Origin of the sequence: Bradyrhizobium betae, from assembly GCF_008932115.1 — a bacterium.
In the GTDB taxonomy this organism is placed as follows: domain Bacteria; phylum Pseudomonadota; class Alphaproteobacteria; order Rhizobiales; family Xanthobacteraceae; genus Bradyrhizobium; species Bradyrhizobium betae.
Genome location: NZ_CP044543.1, coordinates 5,475,296 through 5,489,279 on the forward strand (window position 1 = coordinate 5,475,296; position 13,984 = coordinate 5,489,279).

Genomic DNA, 13,984 nt, shown 5'->3' on the forward strand with positions numbered 1-13,984 from the left:
CTTGATTATCCGGCCCACGAAGCTAAACGGGGGCTCCAGAACAGTCGTTTCACGACACAGGGGTAGATGCATGGGCGACTTCAGGCTGGCCATGATTTCCGCGGGCTTCGAGCACGGCGGCAACGTTACCCACCGCCACTTCGACGGCCATCCCGACCTGCTCGTCTATCCGTTCGAGTCACAGCTCGGCAATCGCAACTTCAACGACTTCCTCGCCTCCGTCGAGCGCGTTCAGTACCGCTACCCCGAATTCCCGGAAGGGCTGACGGCGACCGAGCTCTACGAGCAGATGATCGACGAGGAGCTGAAGACATTCCTGCGCAAGCGCAACGGCTCCAAGTTCCGCGACGCCGATTGCGTCATGGACGAGAACAAGCGCGTCGCCGAATTTTCGCGGATCGTCGGCGAGCCGCCGATCTTCCGGCGCCAGGTGGTCGAAGCCTACTTCCGGTCGACCTTCGCGGCCTGGGAGAACTACTACACCAAGCCGCGCCCCGGCATGGTCCATGTCGGCTACTCGCCCGCGATCGGCATCGACGCCGACCGCATGGTGCGCGACTTCCCGAACATTCGCATCCTGCACATCGTGCGCAATCCGTTCTCGGCCTATCGCGACACCAAGCGCCGTCCGTTCCCGCAGCCGCTGACGAAATATCTGATTACCTGGAACATCTATCACTCGACCGTCGAGATGTTCGCCAGGATGTATCCGGACAACGTACGCATCGTCCGCTACGAGGACCTCGTCGAGGACAAGCGCAAGTTCATGACGGAAGCCGCCGGCTTCATCGGCGTGCCGTTCGCCGACAGCATGCTCTATCCGAGCTGGAACGGCGTCGAGATCAAGGACTCCATCGCGCCCTGGGGAACCGTGCTCAAGAGCACCAAGGACTACAACCAGGCCGTGATCCAGGAACTCTCGAACGAGGAGCGCAAGCAGATCGCGCAGGGTACCGCGGCACTGGCCCGCCATTTCGGCTACGACCAGATCGACTATCTGGGCCCGCTGTACCGTGCTGGGTAAGATCGCGTTCTTCGAAACTGACGACCGCCCCGACATCGCCGTCGATCGCGCGCGCGTCCTGCCCGCGCTGCGGCAGCAGCTGCAGTCATTCGGCCGCGCCGTCAGCGTGACGCCGGCGCCGCGCGGCACGCTCGGTGTTTGTTTCGACGCGGAGATTGCGGGCGAGAAGCGGTTTCTGAAGACGCATCTTCCAGGCGCGGCCGCCCGAGCGAGCCTTGCCAGGGAAGCCGCCGTGCTTGCGCGGCTCTATGGCGACACCATCGTGCTCGACCGCTTCGACCTCCTGCTCGCGGATGGAACAACACGGCTCTGCCTCCTGATGCCGGCGCTGCTGCCGCTGGCCGCCCAGATGCAGCCGGCCGAGGCGGCTGCGATCGCAGGCAGGTGCAGCGAGCGGCTCGGCGATTGGCGGCCGGATCATATCCCCACCTTCGAGCAACATCTGGCCGCCGCCGCCCGCGCGCTGGAGACGCTGTCGGATCGCAACTTGATCGAGCAGGCCACCGCGGCCGAGACGCGCAGGCTTATCGCACGGCTCGAAGAACGTTTCCCGAAGCTGCCCGCAGCGCTGTGTCACGGCGATTTCGGACCGAAGAACATCATGCTTGCCGGCACCGAGCCGCTAATCATCGACTGGGAAGACGCGTTCGGCGGCGTCGCCGGCTACGACTATCTGTACTGGCTGACGTTTATGGAGAATCGGGCGTTCCTGCGAACGGCGGCCTTCGGCCGAGCCGGTCTTTCGCCCGATATCGAGCGCGCGATTCTCGCGCTTGTCGTCCTGCTCAAATCATATCTTGCGGTCTGCTCGGGTGCATATCTGAAGCACGCGGTGTCGCCGCAGGCACGCATTGCCGAGATTCTGCAGCTGCGCTGATCACGCCGCTTGCGCGGCACCGACGACCTGATCGAGCTGATCGAGCGAGAATTTGCGCAGATCGCGGCCCTCGCGCAGCGCCTTGTACCAGTCGACGGTGAGGCGCAGGCCGTGCGCCAGATCGAGCCGCGGCGTCCAGCCGAGTTCGCTCCTCGCCTTCGCGCAGTCGAGCCTGAGATAGGCAGCTTCGTGCGGATGCGGGCCTGCATCGGCCGTCCAGTGTGCGCCGTTGCCCCACAGCGCGATCAGATGATCAGCCACCGTCCAGACCGGCACCTCGCTGGTGGCATCGGGCCCGAAATTCCAGCCGCCGACGAAGCGCTCATCGTCCGCCAGCCGCTCGACCAGCTCGAGATAGCCGAGCACCGGATCGAGCGCGTGCTGCCAGGGCCGCACCGAATTGGGATTGCGGATGCGCAGCGCTTCGCCCGCGAGGAACGCCTGCATCGCGTCCGGCACCAGGCGGTCGCGCGCGAAATCGCCACCGCCGAACACGTTGCCGGCGCGCGCGCTCGCGACGCGGGCTGCGCCCTTTCCGTTGAAAAAGCTGTGACGATAGGAATGCGTCACGAGTTCGGCGCAGGCCTTGCTGTTGCTGTAGGGGTCGTGGCCGCCGAGACGGTCGCCCTCACGAAAGGCCGCGCCTGCGCCATTGTTCTCGTAGCACTTGTCGCTGGTGACATTGAGGATCACCTGCACGGAAGCCAGCTGCCGAGCGGCCTCCAGCACATGCACCGTGCCCATCACGTTGGTCGCGAAGGTCTCGACCGGTTCCTCGTAGGACGGCCGCACCAGAGCTTGCGCCGCCATGTGGATGACGATGTCGGGCTCGGCCTCTGCCATCGCGGCGCGCAAGGCGGAGAGATCGCGGATGTCGGCCACGCAGTGCTTGATGTCGTCGGCGATGCGCGCGGTCACGAACAACGCGGATTGGTGCGTCGGCGGTAGTGCATAGCCGTAGACGCAGGCCCCGAGGCGGCGCAGCAGCAGCGAGGCCCAAGCGCCCTTGAAGCCGGTATGCCCCGTCAGGAAGACCTTCTTGCCACGCCAGAACGAAGGCTCCGTCACCAGACCCTCCATTCGGCGCGGTTGCCTGCCCACTCGCCCTCGAGGAAGTTGCGATCGCGCAGCGAGTCCATCGGATGCCAGAAGCCGGGATGCACATAGGCGCGCAAATCGTCACCACGCACGAGCTGCTCCATCGGCTCGCGCTCCCAGATCGTCTTGTCGCCTGCGATCAGATCGCCGACCGACGGCGACAGCAGGAAGAAGCCGCCGTTGATCCAGCCGCCGTCCTCCTTGGGCTTCTCCTCGAAATTGACGACCCGGTCGCCCTCGATCGCGACTGCGCCGAAACGCTTTGCAGGGCGCACCACCGAGACGGTCGCCCTTCGCCCATGCGCCTTGTGGAAGGCGATCTCGGCGGCAAGGTCGATGTCGGCGACGCCGTCGCCATAGGTCAGCGCGAAGAACGGCTCGTTCGCGACGTAATGCAGCACCCGCTTCAGGCGGCCGCCGGTCTGGGTGTCCTCGCCAGTATCGACCAGCGTCACCCGCCAGGGCTCGGCGGTTTCGCGATGCACCTCCATCCGGTTCTCGGCGAGATGGAAGGTGACGTCGGACATGTGCAGGAAGTAGTTCGCGAAGTACTCCTTGATCATGTAACCCTTGTAGCCAAGGCAAATCACGAAATCATTGATGCCGTAATGGCTGTAGATCTTCATGATGTGCCACAGGATCGGCCGGCCGCCGATCTCGACCATCGGCTTCGGCCGCGTGCTGGTCTCTTCGGCGATTCGCGTACCCAAGCCTCCTGCGAGGATTACGACTTTCATTCACTTGCTCCGAACGAGGAAGCACATCCCATTGTTCTCCCGAGCTTTGACTTGGGTGTTATAAGGCCTTGGAGTCAAATTCCCCTGGCTTGCCTCAGAGACGCCGGCCGCCCGAGCAGCAGCATGGACGACGTCATACGACCCTGGCGTCCCTGAGTTTCGTGATCTCAGCGGCGCTGAATCCGAACTCGGCGAGGACCTCACTGGTCTGCTCGCCGAATTCCGGCGGCCGCGCCACCATCTTGCTGGGCGTGCGCGACAGCGTCACGGGCTGGCCCACCAGGCGGATGTGGCGACCCTCGTCGTTCGGCACGTCCTGCGCGATGCCGAGATGCTTGACCTGCGCGTCCTCGAACATCTGGTCGATGGCATAGATCGGCCCGCAGGGCACACCGGCGTCGTTGAATTCCTTGACCCAAGTGTCGGTCGACTTCGTCAGCGTCCGCTTCTCGATCTCGGCGTTGAGCGCGTCGCGGTTCCTGGAGCGGGCAGGCGCCGTCGCATAGTCGGGATGGCTGTAGAGCTCGGGCGCACCGATCGCCTGCGCGCAGCGCTCCCAGATCCGGCCGCCCGTGGTGGCAATGTTGATATAGCCGTCCGAGGTCTTGAACACGCCGGTCGGGATGCTGGTCGGGTGGTTGTTGCCGGCCTGCTTTGCCACTTCCTTCTCCATCAGCCAGCGGGCGGCCTGGAAGTCGAGCATGAAGATTTGGGCCTGGAGCAGCGAGGTCCGCACCCATTGGCCCTTGCCGGAGACCTCGCGCTCGAGCAGCGCGGTGAGGATGCCCATGGCGCAGAACAGGCCGGCGGTGAGGTCGGCAACGGGGATGCCGACCCGCATCGGGCCTTCGCCCGGCGCGCCTGTGATCGACATCAGCCCGCCCATGCCCTGCGCGATCTGATCGAAGCCCGGCCGCTTGTGATAGGGGCCGTCCTGGCCGAAGCCGGAGATGCTGCCATAGACGATGCGCGGATTGACCTCGCGCAGGCTCTCATAGTCGATTCCGAGCTTCTTTTTCACGTCGGGGCGGAAATTCTCGACCACGACGTCGGCCTTGGCGGCAAGGCGCTTGAACACGGCGAGGCCGCGCTCGTCCTTCAGGTTGAGCGTCATCGCCCGCTTGTTGCGGTGCAAATTCTGGAAATCGGAGCCATGCCGCGGCCCGCCCGGCTGCTCGCCGCCTGAATCCTCTGTCAGCGCGTCGATCTTGATGACAGTGGCGCCCCAGTCCGCCAGCTGCCGCACGCAAGTGGGCCCGGACCGGACGCGGGTCAGATCGAGCACGGTGAAGCGCGACAGGGCTTCCGAGGCATGCGGAAAGGGCATAGTGAAAGGCTCCGGGGACAGATTGCGAAGCCACCATAGTGCCGAAACATCAGGCGGCAAGTCTGCCTCAACGCGGATGCCGCCTGTCGAAATGCAAAGCCTCGCAGGGTCTGACAGGGGGTTGGTCTGACGCAGCTTGCTGCGCTGCGTGAAAAGGATCAGCGCGGCAGGCGCTTCAGCTCGGCGCGGGCCTGGTCGGCCAGCGGGTCGTCGCCGTGACGCGCAATGAACAGCTCGAACGCCTCCCGCGTTCCCGTCCGGCGGGCGGCTTCGTATTCTTCGGCGACCGCGGCGGCGGGATCGCGGGCCACCGGCATTGAGGGCGCGCGTCCCGCCTTGGTGCCGTCGTCTGCACTTGCCTTCCCGACCATGACAGGCTGTTCCCCGATGGGCAGATGGTCCGGCCCGACGAGCACCGCGAGGACGCCGATCAGACTGGCTGAAATTGGGCCTAGTTTCATGATCTCCCTTATAGATCATACCCGCAGGCAGAGCCTGCATCCTTAGCCCTTGGCCGCAGTACTACAGGACTTGATGATCGAGAGTCCATTGGCCGCCTCTGTCGCCTTTTGGCGCCGCCAACATACGGAGGCCCAATATTCGCTGGGCTTGCTCTACGACCGCGGCCAGGGCGTGCCGCAGGACATCGTCGAGGCCTCCAAATGGCTCAATCTGTCGACGGCCGCGGCGCCCCCGCCGGCGCGGGAGGCGCGGGCACGGATTCGCGATGCCGTCACCACCAAGATGACGCGCGGACAGATCGCCCAGGCCCGCCTGCGGGCGCTGGAATGGACGCCGAGCCGCGAGCACTGAGCTTGCTGGCGCCTGGTCTTTCCCGGCGGCCCGCGACCGCTCGACAAAAAGGTCGAAAACAACCCCATGCACAGTAGCCGACGGCAGCCGGCAAGGCGCCGCCGAGAGCCGATGCCATTGCACGGCTGGTCACTCGACGACCGCCTGATAACATTACTTATGATACATTTCTTTAATCTGTATGTTAATTACGATCGCTAGAGACCCGCCTACCGTCGCTGCTGCGACCGAGTAGGAATAGGCAATCTTCCATGAGCAATGACGACATCGACCGCGCTGGAACCCATCGTTCCGGCAGCAGCAATTCCATGCGCCAAATGATCGATCGCCGCGCGGTCCTCCAGGGCGCGGCCAGCCTTTCCGTGCTGGCGCTCGGCGCGGGCGCGGCAAGGGCGCAGACCAGCACTCCGTCATTGACCAGCTTCTCGATCGCGGTGCTGCCCGATACGCAGTTCTATTCGCGTTACGCGACGACCGACGAAAGCCAGCAATTTCAGAAGGCCTACGGCTCAACGCCGTACGACGCGCAGACCCAGTGGATCGCCGACAACGCCGCGAAATACGGCATCCGCTTCGTCATCCATCTCGGTGACGTGGTCGACCAGCAGAGCAAGCCGAACCAGTGGATCATCGCCGACGCTGCGATGAGGAAGCTGGAAGATGCCAGGGTCCCCTATTCGATCCTTGCCGGCAACCACGACGTCGTCACCGACAACGACTACCACACCCCCTGGGATCAGAATTCCGGCACCGACGCCCAGCGCAGCCTCAACGCCGAGCCCTATTTGAAGTGGTTCCCGAGCAGCCGCGCGGCGCAGCAGTCCACGTTCCGCGAGCGCGACAGCAGCGGCTTTCACGAATGCCATATCTTCCAGGCGAGCGGCGTGAAGTTCATGGTGCTTTCGCTGTCCTGGCGCATTTCGGACGGCGCCATTGCCTGGGCGCGCGACGTGATCGATCGCAACCCGACGCTGCCGGTCATTCTTTCCAACCACCAGCTGCTCAACATCGACAGCGACGGCCTGTCGCCGCTGGAGACCGACTACGGCAAGATGCTGTGGGAGTCGCTGATCCGCGACAAGGATCAGATCTTCATGACGCTGAACGGCCATTACCATGGCGCCTCGTATCTTTCGAAGACCAATAATTTCGGCAATCCGGTTCACCAGATGGTGGTCGACTACCAGATGGACTATCAGGGCGGCAACGCCATGATGCGGCTCTACGAAGTCGACTTCACCAACAACAAGATCGACGTGATGTCGTTCTCGCCCTGGGTGGTGCAGAAGCCGAAGAACACGCTCAACCAGTTCGATCACGCCGAACTGACGGGACCGAACAACAGTTTCTCGATTCCCATCAACTTCAAGAGCCGCTTCGCCCGGTTCACGCGCTTCAGCCCGAGCAAGGCGCTGACCGGACCTGCGATCCTGCCGTCGGTGCGCGCCGACCTGCTCGCCGGTTATGTCGATCCGCCGACGCCGGAAGTCGCGCTGCCCGCCGATACCGAGGACTATCCTCACGTCGCCGATACCGTGGCGCACTGGCGCGTGCCCTCGACGGTCGTCGACGGCCAGGCCGTCCCGATCGGCGGAATCCTGCCTGACGTCGCCGGCGGCAACAATCTGATGCGTGCATCGCTCGTCGCATCCGCACAGCTTGGCGACGTGGTGTGGTCCACGGACAAGCACCGTCTGTCCTCCGCCGCGGGCAGCGTGTCGTTCCTCAACACCGACAACACCGTCGGTCGCCTCAACGCCTTCCTGACGGCATCGGCCGCCTCGCTCAACGGCCGCAGCTTCTGGAACGGCTACACGGTCGAGGCCTTCGTGAAGATCCCGGCCGGCTGGACCGCAAGCCTGCACAAATGGGGCAATATCCTCGGTCGCGCGGGCAATCGCGGCAACGTTCCCGGCGGCTATCAGGGCGGCGATCCGGAGGCCTCCAGCGTGCTGTTCGCCATCTCGAACCTGCGCGAAGTGCAGTGGGAAGTGGTGCCGGCATCCGTTTCGCATTACGCGCAGACCAACTGGTCCGGCGAGATCATCCGCGACAGCTGGTATCACGTCGCGATCGTCAACGATCCGGCGACTCTCACCACCACCTTGTACATCGACGGCGCGCCGGTGTTGCGCAACGTCGGCAACGCGGCGATCGGGATGCGCTCGCAGAGCACGCCCCAGCCCTGGATCCTCGGGGCCGGCTGGTGGAATGGCGTACTGTCCGACGGCTTCTTCGGTGCGGTCGGAGAGATCCGCATGGTCTATCGTCCGATCGGGCCCGACCAATGGCTGACCGCGCGCCGAACCTGATCTGACCGCGTCCAGGCGGCGCGATCACCGACGCAGACGATGTGGAGTTCGCTTCGGCGGGCTCCACATTTTTTTTGGCCGCTGGTCCGGCGCGACGGCGGTGCCGCGCGATGCCTGCACGCACACTGTTGCAATCCGAACTCACGACCGCGTCATTCACATAATACATAACATGCCATTAAATTTATGATATATTGCGATGCAATACGGGCGCTCTCGCAACTTTTTGCCTTGGACGGGCGGACGACATCCGCTGCCGGCACAGTTTGAATGAAAGCGATCCAGAACTATGGCTGCTCCCGTTGTAAAAGTCGGCTCCGAATTCTCCGTGACCACCAACAAGACCGGCAGCCAGGAGGCGCCGACCGTCACCGGGCTCGCCAATGGCGGCTTCGTGGTGACTTGGGATGACGCCAGCGGAACGCTGGGCGATGCCAGCGGCACCAGCATCAAGGCGCAGGTCTTTGCCGCCGACGGCAGCAAGGTCGGTTCGGAATTCCGGGTCAACACCCAGACCGCCGATGGCCAGCTCGCACCCGTGATCACGGGCCTTTCCAATGGCGGCTTCGTCGTCAGCTGGTTCGACAACAGCCATACGCTCGGCGACAGCGAAGGCACCAGTATCAAGGCACAGGTGTTTTCGGCCGACGGCACGCCGGTCGGGTCGGAAACCCTCGTCAACAGCGCGACGTCCTATTCGCAGTTCGCGCCGACCGTCGCGGGTCTGGGCAATGGCGGCTTCGTCGTCAGCTGGACCGACGACAGCGGTGAGGGCGGCGACGACGACGGCACCAGCATCAAGGCGCAGCTGTTCGCGGCCGACGGCAGCAAGGTCGGCGCAGAATTCCTGGTCAATACCGAGACCGGCGGCAGCCAGGACAACGCCACCATCACCGGGCTGGCCAATGGCGGGTTTGTCGTGACCTGGGAAGATCCCAGCGGAACGCTCGGCGACAGCGATGCGACCAGCGTCAAGGCGCAGATGTTTGCCGCCGACGGCAGCAAGGTCGGCAGCGAATTCCTGGTCAACACCGCGACCGCCTCCGATCAGCTCAAGCCGACCGTCTCGGCGCTGCCCAATGGTGGCTTCGTCGTGACCTGGTACGATTTCAGCCAGGCCGGCGGCGACAGCAGCGGCAGCGCCATCAAGGCGCAGATCTACGCGGCCGACGGCAACAAGGTCGGCAGCGAATTCCGCGTCAACACCACGACGGCCAACTCCCAGTTCACGCCGACGGTGACCGCGCTCAGCAACGGTGATTTCGCCATTGCCTGGCAGGACTGGAGCGGCACCGGCGGAGATGCCAGCGGCAGCAGCATCAAGCTGCAGGTGTTCACCGCGGACGGACGCAAGGTCGGGACTGAATTGCTGGTCAACACCAGCACGTCGTCCGATCAGTCGCATCCCTCGATCGCCGGTTATGCCGACGGCCGCTTCGTCGTCACCTGGCAGGATGCCAACGGAACCGACGTCAGGTCGCAGGTATTCTCGGTCGATACGGTGAAGCCGGTGCCGGTGCTGTCGGCCGTGGATGCGACCAGCCCGTGGGTTGCGGGGCTGTCCGGTTCGGTCGACGTCGACGCTGCCGGCCAGATCCTCACGCTGCGCGACGGCACGTCGCAAAACGCCGGCTGGAGCACCACGGTGACCGTCGGCAGCAATGGCGCCTGGAACGCCGAGCTGTCCTGGGACCAGTTCAATACCGCGGTCGATCTCGTCGTCACCGACGCCGCCGGCAACACCGGTGTCTCGAACTACGTGTACGGCACCGCCAGCGGCCGGAATTTCGGCGCCGGCAGCCATCAATACATCTACGGCACGGCGAGCGATTACGTCATCGGAGGCGGTGCGGAGCAGCACGTCTATGCTGGCGGAACGGCTATCGGCACGACCCTGAACGTCGGCGGCGTGCAGATCGACTGGGGCAACGCCATCGGCACGACCATCAACGGCGGTGCTCAATATGTCTGGGGCACGGCCAGCAACAGCACGATCGTCTCTGGTGCGCAGTACGTCGGGGCCGGCGGCAGCGCCAGCGGCACCACTATCGGTGCGGGCGGTCTTGAATACATCCACACCGGCGGCACGCTGACCGACGTCACCTTCGGCGGCGCCTCGGCGAGGCTGGTGCTCGACCAGTCGTCGGCCTTCAGCGGGACGATCTCCGGCTGGCAGGATGGCGCGCAGCTCGACCTCGGTGACGTCGCCTTCGGCGGCAACACCTCGCTTGCCTATGCGGCCAACGCCGGGAACACCGGCGGCACGCTGACGGTCACCGACGGCGTTCATACGGCCTCGCTGCAACTGCTTGGCCAGTACAGCGCCGCGGACTTCGCGCTGGCCGCGGACGGCAATGGCGGTTCGGTCATCACCAATCCGGTGGATCAGCCGCAGGCCCAGCTGTCCATTTCGCACGCGGCGTAAGCTGGAAGCGAAGCCGGGGCGGATCCGCTCGGGCAAACGGAGGTAGATCAAAGGGGCGCGCCTTATGGTGCGCCCCTTTTCGATCCTCCGCTGCTCGTTCTGGCAGAGCGGCAACCGAATGATTTTGTCAGCTTCGGTCGACGTCCTTGGTCGGCCAATCGTACGCGCAACGTCGGCTGGCGATGGTGATCGACCTGTTCATCGACAGTCAGGGAAGAACCGACGCTGCACGTCCCGGCTAGCACTCTCGGCAGGCGGGCTACGGTCGATGTTGAAGGCCGTGTCATCTGCATGATTTCCCTTTGGAATTTGGCCTCGCCGAAACGCTCTATCCCCGTATGAATACGGAATTTCATGCTTTACGCTTGGTTGCGCAGGAGCCAATGCGGTTGCCAAAATTAAACCAAACGTATCACTCTCAAGCTAGGATTCGGCGCCCGCGCCCCGAATCGCGCGCGAGCCGCTGCTCAGGAGAGTCCCTTGGCCAGTTCTGTCGCCGTCAGTGCCACCAACAATGCCGATATCGACGGCCTGCTGTCGGGCGTCAAATGGTCCGGCACGATCAGCTACAGCTTCCCCGACTCGCCTAGCGATTACATCAATCCCTACAGCGGCGGCAGCAGCGAGCCCACCACTTCGGGCTTCGCCTCGGCGCCGAGCCAGATGCAGTCGGCGATCAACTACGCGATCGCACTGATCCTCGGCTACACCAACGCCAGCTTCCAATACAACGGGACCGGCAGCGCGGATGTCATGATCGCGCAGTCACCGTCGGCCAACCCGACCTCCTACGCCTATTACCCCGGCAACTATGCGGCGGGCGGCGACGTCTGGTTCGGAACGCATTACGATTACTCGCAGGCCAAGCTCGGCAACTACTATTTCACGACCGCGCTGCACGAGCTCGGCCACGCTCTCGGCCTCAAGCACAGCCAGGAGACCGGCGGTCCCGCCAATGTCGCGGTGCCGAGCGCGCATGACGACAGTGAATACACCGTCATGAGCTATCGCAGCTATGTCGGCGCCTCGACGTCGACTGGCTACACCAACGAGGCCTACGGATATCCGCAGACCTACATGGCCAACGATATCCTCGCGCTGCAGACCATGTACGGCGCGAACTTCACGACCCAGAGCGGGACCACCGTCTACACCTGGAGCCCGACGACGGGGCAGGAGTTCATCAACGGCGTCGGGCAGCTCGCGCCGGGCGGCGGCGCCGGCGGCTCGGCCAACCGGATCTACGAGACGGTCTGGGACGGCGGCGGCGTCGATACCTACGATCTGTCGAACTACACGACGAATCTGAGCATCAATCTCAATCCCGGTGCGTCTTCGCTGTTCTCCTCCGTCCAGCTGGCCAATCTCGGCAACGGCTTTTACGCATCGGGCAACGTCTATAACGCCTATCTCTACAACAGCGACGTGCGCTCCTACATCGACAACGCCATCGGCGGCAGCGGCAACGACACGATCATCGGCAATGCGATCGCCAACGTGCTGAATGGCGGCGACGGCAATGACACCATCACGGGCGGCGGCGGCAACGATACGATCATTGGCGGCTCCGGAACGGATACCGCCGTGTATTCTGGCAGCCGGGCGAATTACAGCGTTGCCTACAATTCGAGTTCGCAGACGTTCACGTTCACGGATTTGCGTTCGGGTTCGCCTGACGGCACCGACGTTGTGACGGGGGTGGAGAACTTCCAGTTTGCGGATATGACCGTTGCGAGCACGACACTGATCAGCCAGCTCGTGCCTGTTGTGATCGAGGGGGTCGGTGTGACCGCTCTGATCCAGTCGGACAACAACTACTTCATGAATCCAACGGCGGGGGGGACTGGGCCCAAACTCCTGTTTCATGGCTCCCCGGTCACTTGGGGGCAATTCTCCGGGTGGGCTCCGATTGGCGCCGAGCAGACCTCGGGCGGCTACGTTGTCGCCTGGAAAGTGACGGGCGCTGATCAGTACAATATCTGGAATGTGGACAGCAGTGGAGACTTCGTCTCGAACACGCTTGGAAGTCTGTCTAGTTCAAGCAGCGCGTTGCAGTCGATCGAAACAACCTTCCACCAGGATCTCAATGGCGACGGGACGATCGGTATCCCCGTGAGTGTTTCGTCCGGAACGATCGAGGCGTACGGGTCGATCGCCCTGGTTCAGTCGGGCAACAACTACTTCATGAATCCGACCGCAGGTGGAAGTGGGCCAGAACTCCTGTTCCACGGATCCCCGGTGGTCTCGGGGCAATTCTCGGGCTGGACGCCGATCGGCGCCGAGCAGACCTCGGGTGGCTATGTTGTCGCCTGGAAAGTGACGGGAGCTGATCAGTACAATATCTGGAACGTGGACGGCAGTGGCAACTTCGTCTCGAACACGCTTGGAAATCTGTCTAGTTCAAGCAGTGCGTTGCAGTCGATCGAAACAACCTTCCATCAGGATCTCAATGGCGACGGGACGATCGGCATTCCCGTGAGTGCTTCGTCCGGAACGACCATTGAAGCATACGGGTCGACCGCCCTGGTTCAGTCGGGCAACAACTACTTCCTGAATCCGACCGCAGGTGGAAGTGGGCCAGAACTCCTGTTCCACGGATCCCCGGTGGTTTCGGGGCAATTCTCGGGCTGGATGCCGATCGGCGTCGAGCAGATCTCAGGGGGCTACGTTGTCGCCTGGAAAGCAGCGGGAACCGATCAGTACAATATCTGGAACGTCGATGGCAGCGGCAATTTCGCCTCGAATACGCTTGGAAATCTGACGAGCACGAGCAACGCGCTGCAGTCGATGGAGACAACGTTCCACCAGGATCTCAATGGCGACGGGACTATCGGTGTCCCCGTGAGCGTTCCGTCCGGAACGACGATCGAGGCGTTCGGGTCGACCGCCCTGGTTCAATCGGGCAACAACTACTTCATGAATCCGACCGCAGGTGGGACTGGGCCAGAACTCCTGTTCAACGGGTCCCCGGTTGCTGCGGGGCAATTCTCGGGCTGGAAGCCGATTGGCGCAGAGCAGACCTCGGGTGGCTATGTCGTCGCCTGGAAAGTGACGACCGCCGATCAATACAATGTCTGGAACGTGGATAGCAGCGGCAATTTCGTCTCGAATACGCTCGGGAGTCTGACGAGTGCGAGCAGCGCGCTGCAGTCGATGGAGACCACGTTCCACCAGGATCTTAATGGAGACGGGACAATCGGGGTCAGGGCCGCCGCCTCAAGTCCCAACGCATTCTACTTTGGCGACGAAGCGCCACATGACTCGTCGCATAGCTTTGACAATCTGGCATCCAGCGAAGTAAGGGACTATTTGCTCCACTTCCTCGAGGTGCAGCACCTTGGATCTTTCTTTTCAGCTTAGGCAGCATTGGC

Annotated in this window: 10 protein-coding genes; 6 read left to right on the top strand and 4 right to left on the bottom strand. The window is 63.4% G+C overall.

The window, feature by feature from the left end; translation table 11 throughout:
• Nucleotides 1–70 precede the first annotated feature (70 nt).
• On the top strand, nucleotides 71–1,024 hold the full coding sequence (locus F8237_RS26300; RefSeq protein ID WP_151649145.1) for a sulfotransferase family protein: 954 nt from the start codon (nucleotides 71–73) through the stop codon (nucleotides 1,022–1,024).
• Nucleotides 1,014–1,901, top strand: coding sequence for a phosphotransferase (locus tag F8237_RS26305; RefSeq protein WP_151649146.1), 888 nt, complete (start codon nucleotides 1,014–1,016; stop codon nucleotides 1,899–1,901). Before F8237_RS26300 ends, F8237_RS26305 begins: the two co-directional genes overlap by 11 nt.
• On the opposite strand, the gene rfbG is transcribed toward F8237_RS26305, so the two are convergent.
• The 4 genes from rfbG to F8237_RS26325 form a co-directional block, all read right to left on the bottom strand.
• Entirely contained in the window at nucleotides 1,902–2,969 is a 1,068-nt protein-coding gene (rfbG, locus tag F8237_RS26310) for a CDP-glucose 4,6-dehydratase (RefSeq protein WP_151649147.1), read from the bottom strand. It lies immediately after the preceding gene.
• Nucleotides 2,966–3,736 (bottom strand): glucose-1-phosphate cytidylyltransferase, encoded by a 771-nt coding sequence (gene rfbF, locus F8237_RS26315; protein ID WP_151649148.1) that lies wholly within the window; start codon nucleotides 3,734–3,736, stop codon nucleotides 2,966–2,968. The genes rfbG and rfbF overlap by 4 nt, the downstream gene beginning before the upstream one ends.
• Before the next feature lie 133 nt (nucleotides 3,737–3,869).
• A complete protein-coding gene (locus F8237_RS26320) occupies nucleotides 3,870–5,063 on the bottom strand; it encodes a CaiB/BaiF CoA transferase family protein (protein ID WP_151649149.1) in 1,194 nt (397 codons plus the stop codon).
• 158 nt (nucleotides 5,064–5,221) lie between these two features.
• Complete coding sequence (locus F8237_RS26325) at nucleotides 5,222–5,524, bottom strand: hypothetical protein (RefSeq protein ID WP_151649150.1); 303 nt, start codon at nucleotides 5,522–5,524, stop codon at nucleotides 5,222–5,224.
• A gap of 88 nt (nucleotides 5,525–5,612) precedes the next feature.
• Here F8237_RS26325 and F8237_RS26330 point away from each other — a divergent pair, with 88 nt between their 5' ends.
• The 4 genes from F8237_RS26330 to F8237_RS26345 all read left to right on the top strand — a co-directional run bounded on the left by F8237_RS26330 (nucleotide 5,613) and on the right by F8237_RS26345 (nucleotide 13,973).
• Entirely contained in the window at nucleotides 5,613–5,876 is a 264-nt protein-coding gene (locus tag F8237_RS26330) for an SEL1-like repeat protein (protein ID WP_244625978.1), read from the top strand.
• A gap of 251 nt (nucleotides 5,877–6,127) precedes the next feature.
• Complete coding sequence (locus tag F8237_RS26335) at nucleotides 6,128–8,188, top strand: LamG-like jellyroll fold domain-containing protein (RefSeq protein WP_151649151.1); 2,061 nt, start codon at nucleotides 6,128–6,130, stop codon at nucleotides 8,186–8,188.
• A gap of 289 nt (nucleotides 8,189–8,477) precedes the next feature.
• The gene (locus tag F8237_RS26340) at nucleotides 8,478–10,613 is read left to right on the top strand and encodes a hypothetical protein (protein ID WP_151649152.1); all 2,136 of its coding nucleotides are present in this window, start codon (nucleotides 8,478–8,480) and stop codon (nucleotides 10,611–10,613) included.
• Nucleotides 10,614–11,093: 480 nt separating this feature from the next.
• A complete protein-coding gene (locus F8237_RS26345; RefSeq protein ID WP_151649153.1) occupies nucleotides 11,094–13,973 on the top strand; it encodes a M10 family metallopeptidase C-terminal domain-containing protein in 2,880 nt (959 codons plus the stop codon).
• Nucleotides 13,974–13,984 lie beyond the last annotated feature (11 nt).